This is a genomic window from Sodalis sp. (in: enterobacteria) (assembly GCF_047607725.1).
Classification (GTDB): Bacteria; Pseudomonadota; Gammaproteobacteria; order Enterobacterales; family Enterobacteriaceae; genus JBLKSS01.
Map to the genome: position 1 here is coordinate 1 of NZ_JBLKSS010000336.1, position 3,953 is coordinate 3,953.

The 3,953-nt window shown below is 49.2% G+C and carries 6 protein-coding genes and 1 pseudogene; 5 read left to right on the forward strand and 2 right to left on the reverse strand.

All coding sequences use genetic code 11. From position 1 onward, the window contains the following. The first annotated feature begins 99 nt into the window (after positions 1–99). The gene (locus ACMX3H_RS19995; protein WP_415211936.1) at positions 100–645 is read left to right on the forward strand and encodes a prepilin peptidase; all 546 of its coding nucleotides are present in this window, start codon (positions 100–102) and stop codon (positions 643–645) included. Next, entirely contained in the window at positions 642–1,001 is a 360-nt protein-coding gene (locus ACMX3H_RS20000; protein WP_415211937.1) for a lytic transglycosylase domain-containing protein, read from the forward strand. The genes ACMX3H_RS19995 and ACMX3H_RS20000 overlap by 4 nt, the downstream gene beginning before the upstream one ends. A gap of 104 nt (positions 1,002–1,105) precedes the next feature. Here the strand turns inward: ACMX3H_RS20000 and ACMX3H_RS20005 are convergent. Then, a pseudogene (locus ACMX3H_RS20005) lies at positions 1,106–1,354 on the reverse strand (DUF4354 family protein); the annotation flags it as partial. 15 nt (positions 1,355–1,369) lie between these two features. Continuing rightward, on the reverse strand, positions 1,370–1,501 hold the full coding sequence (locus tag ACMX3H_RS20010; RefSeq protein WP_415211938.1) for a hypothetical protein: 132 nt from the start codon (positions 1,499–1,501) through the stop codon (positions 1,370–1,372). A 96-nt stretch (positions 1,502–1,597) separates the two neighbouring features. On the opposite strand from ACMX3H_RS20010, the gene ACMX3H_RS20015 reads away from it, so the two are divergent. The 3 genes from ACMX3H_RS20015 to ACMX3H_RS20025 are packed head-to-tail and all read left to right on the forward strand — an operon-like array spanning position 1,598 to position 3,600. Further along, entirely contained in the window at positions 1,598–3,178 is a 1,581-nt protein-coding gene (locus ACMX3H_RS20015) for a DNA topoisomerase (RefSeq protein WP_415211939.1), read from the forward strand. Positions 3,179–3,192: 14 nt separating this feature from the next. Further along, complete coding sequence (locus ACMX3H_RS20020) at positions 3,193–3,432, forward strand: hypothetical protein (RefSeq protein ID WP_415211940.1); 240 nt, start codon at positions 3,193–3,195, stop codon at positions 3,430–3,432. Between the two features lie 48 nt (positions 3,433–3,480). Beyond that, complete coding sequence (locus ACMX3H_RS20025; RefSeq protein WP_415211941.1) at positions 3,481–3,600, forward strand: topoisomerase C-terminal repeat-containing protein; 120 nt, start codon at positions 3,481–3,483, stop codon at positions 3,598–3,600. The last annotated feature ends 353 nt before the right edge of the window (positions 3,601–3,953 follow it).

Consider the following 3,953-nt stretch of genomic DNA (forward strand, 5'->3'; position numbering starts at 1 on the left):
TATAAGATGATGATGCTTATTTCAATGGTTTTGTCGTCCATCATAATGGTGGGTGGGTGTCGTTTTATTCCTGGACATTACCGACAGGCGCGAGACGCCGTGATTAAGGAGGGAAAAACCTTTTCGCAGGAGCGCATCACGCTCAGGAAATATCCGTTACTTGCCGTGGTATTATTTTATTCTGTTCCTGTTTTTTATTTTTTTCACCAGGGGCAGCCGTGGCTTTCGTTTTTTCTGCTGCTTTTTGCCACAGCCGCCTATATTGATGCGGTCACGCATTGGGTACCGGATGTGCTGATTTATGCCTGTAGCTGTTTCAGTGTTTTTGCCGTCACACGCCATATGAGCGATGTTGCACTGTTGCTCAGTGGGGTGAGTTCGGCGCTACTGGTGCTGTTTATGCTGGTCTGTAATCGGTGGGTGAAGGGCGACAGGCAGGCTGCCATGTTTGGTGAAGGCGATATCTATCTGATTACCGCGATAGGCTTATGGTTATCGCCGATATTTTCCTTTGCCTATATCGCGATTGCTTATGTGATGGCGATGGCCTGGTCATGGAGAAAAAAGCATGTGGCGTTTGTGCCCTTCCTGTATCTGACGTTTTATCTCTATGTGGTTATTGAACCGTCGATTAATCCTCTATGAAAATGTTATTTTACGGCCTGATCTGGCTCGTCGCTCAGACGCTTTTTTCGCTGGCCTTTGGCGCGGTGGCGCATTCCCTGCCTCCAAAAGCCGCCATAGCGGCATGTTTTGAGTCAGCGGCGCGTACCTACCGTATTGATCCGCTGTTGTTGATCGCGATAGCGGAGGTTGAAAGCGGTATGAATCCCCTCGCTGTTGGCCTTAACCGGCGTCAGGGTAAGGTCGTCAGTGAAGATGTGGGGCTGATGCAAATCAATTCGTCGTGGTTTCCGTTTCTTAAGAAAAAATGGGGGATAACACGAGAAAATCTGTTAAATGACCCCTGCCAAAACATTTATTCTGTCTTTTTTGGATAAAGAACGCGGAGATGTTTTTTCTCGACTGTCTATGTCGAAGTAGAGAATAGTGCTTTTTGATAATGTGTTATGCTGAAAAAAAAAGGGGGAACCCTGCCGATGGTTTATTTATTATCGTGGCTATCGCAATCGTCGGTCAGTTTAACAATGGAGGCGTCATAAACCGACTCATCATTTGAGGCAAACACAGTGGTGCCTTTAAGTGTTTTTTTAGGTGCCAGTTTCCCGGTTGTTAACGTTTCATCGATGGTGTCGAGTTTGAAGGGTTTTCCGTGTGCATTATAGGCTTTAAGGCACAACTTGCTTAAATCAGCGTCTTTTTCGCCAATATTGGCTAATGTAACATAGAAGCTTTTGGTATGAAAAGCCTACTTGCCGAGAGAGGTTGCACTTTTATCCTGTTGTGTTGAATACACTGCCAGGTTGTCGGTTTCTGCGGCATGGGCTATCAGGCTGATTGATGAAAACGCCAGTACGGACAGTAATGATTTTACTTTCATGGTGATTCTCCGTTTTTTGATTTATTCGCATTAACTCTATTTCATTAAACGGAATAAATCTATTTTTATTCACTGTTTATGATTTTAAGGTGATTTATGAAACTCTTTATTGCAGAGAAGCCTCAACTTGCTCAGGTCATTGGGGAGGCGTTGGGCCAGCCTCGCCGCAGAAGTGGCTATATTGAATGCGGTCAGGATAGTGTGACCTGGTGTGTGGGGCATTTGCTGGAGCTTGCCCCGCCGGAGATGCATAACCCCCGTTATGCAAAATGGACGCGCAGCGATTTACCCCTCCAGCTACGGCCACCAAAGTATGTGGCAAAGCCAGATACTCAGGCGCAGCTTGATACAGTGGGCGAACTGCTTAAATGTGCGGCGTTGGTGGTTCATGCGGGCGACCCGGACGAAGAAGGGCAATTATTGGTTGATGAAGTGTTGAGTTTCTTTAATTATGACGGCCCGGTGAAGCGGGTGCTGATTAATGACCTTAACGTTAATGCGGCGCGTAAGGCGCTGGCGAGTTTGCGTGATAATCAGGAATTCTACGGGCTGTCGCAAAAAGCGCTGGCGCGGAGTATCGGTGACCAGCTTTACGGCTTCAATATGACCCGTGCCTATACGCTGGCCGGTCAGGAGAAAGGGTTGAAAGGCGTGTTGTCGGTTGGGCGTGTGCAAACGCCTATCCTGGGGCTGATTGTTAACCGCTACCTGGTTTTTAAAAATCATGCGGCGGCGAGCTATTTCACTGTCAGCGCAACGATGGCGATGGCAGCGGGCGCGGAATGTGGCGGCCCTGTGTCAGGGCAAATGCGCGACGGTGACCGAGGCCCGCGTGGAAGAGAAACAGACACCGGCCCCCTGCCCTTTTCCTTGCTGGATTTGCAGGCGCAAATGAGCCGCCAACAGGGTATCGATGCTGAAAAAACATTGGCACTGACGCAAGCCTTGCGCGAAAAGCACAAAGCTATTACCTATAATCGTTCAGATTGTAATTATCTGTCTAGTGAGCAGTATGCGGAAGCGCCGGATACGCTGGCGGCGCAGCGCCATGCCTTGCCCGAGTTGGCAGAGTCGTTCAGGCAGTCCGATACCCGGCGTAAAGGGCGAGCGTTTGACGACAGCAAGGTATCCGCACACACGGCTATTATTCCTACGGCAACGCAGGTCGATATCAACGTGTTAACGCCAGATGAGCGCGTGGTGTATCTGGCGATAGTCAGGCAATACCTCGCGCAATTCCTGCCTGAAAAACGCTATCAGGCGGCGCAGGTGACGTTTGGCGTCGAAGACAAGGCGTTTATCGCCCGCGCGAATCACACCACGCTGGCGGGCTGGACAGCGTTGCTATCAGGTGGTGTGGACGAGGATGACGATAACCCCTACGATGCGGACAGTTCGTTTTCTATCCTAGCGGCGTTGGCGGTCGGTGATGTTGGACGCTGCGACACGGTGAGCGTCAGCAAGGAGAAAACCCGGCCCCAGCCGCTTTATACTGAAGCGTCGTTGCTGATGGCGCGGGATGAAGGCAAGGCCGGGGAGAATGGCGGCATCGGAACACCGGCTACGCGGGCGGCGATGCTGGCAACGTTGCAAAAACGCGGTTTTTACACGGTAGAGAAGAAAAAACTCATCCTTACCCGCTGGGCCTTGAGTTTATCGCGGCCTTGCCGCCGATAGCCTCGACGCCGGATATGACGGCGCTGTGGCATGAACAGCAACAGATGATCCAGGCGGGAGAGTTAACGGTGCATGCCTTTCTGGATGAACTGGAACGGTTTATTGGCGAACAGGTAAAACAGGTTGATTTAGGTGCTGTTCAGTCTGTCTCCGTTGATACACAGGCCATTAATGCGCGTTGTCCGATGTGTGGTGAGACGTTGTTTGCTTCCGCCAAGGTTGTCAGGTGCAAAGCTTGTACTTTCCGGTTATGACCGCAGATTGCCGGTAAGACGCTGACCACGGCCCAGATTGAAGCGTTGTTGACCAAGGGAAAAACGGGTGTGATTAAAGGATTCAAGAGCAAAGCGGGCAAGGCATTTGATGCGCCACTGCAATTAAATGTCGAAGGTAAGGTTGAATTTGCTTTCAACCGCCGTTAATTAAATGGATGTGAGTATTATTGTGGCAAAGCAATTCTCGCGGGATTGAGATAAACTCTACTGAGAAAAGTGATATTGAGGTTAATATGTTGGTGTTTAATGTTACAGAAATGGCTGCGAAGCACCTGTGTCGTCGATATAAAAAAGGTGTAGATGACGCTTTTTTCAATGTTCCGACGTCATCTATCGAAGAGGATGTTCAATCACAAAGGGAACATTCTCGTGAGCAAATTCATTTTATGGTTGATGTGATAAAATAGAGGGCGATTACAACTTTATTGTCATGGAGTATGAAATACACTGGTGCCATATCATCCATCAGGTCAAAGAAAATGATGTGGGTGATTTTGTTA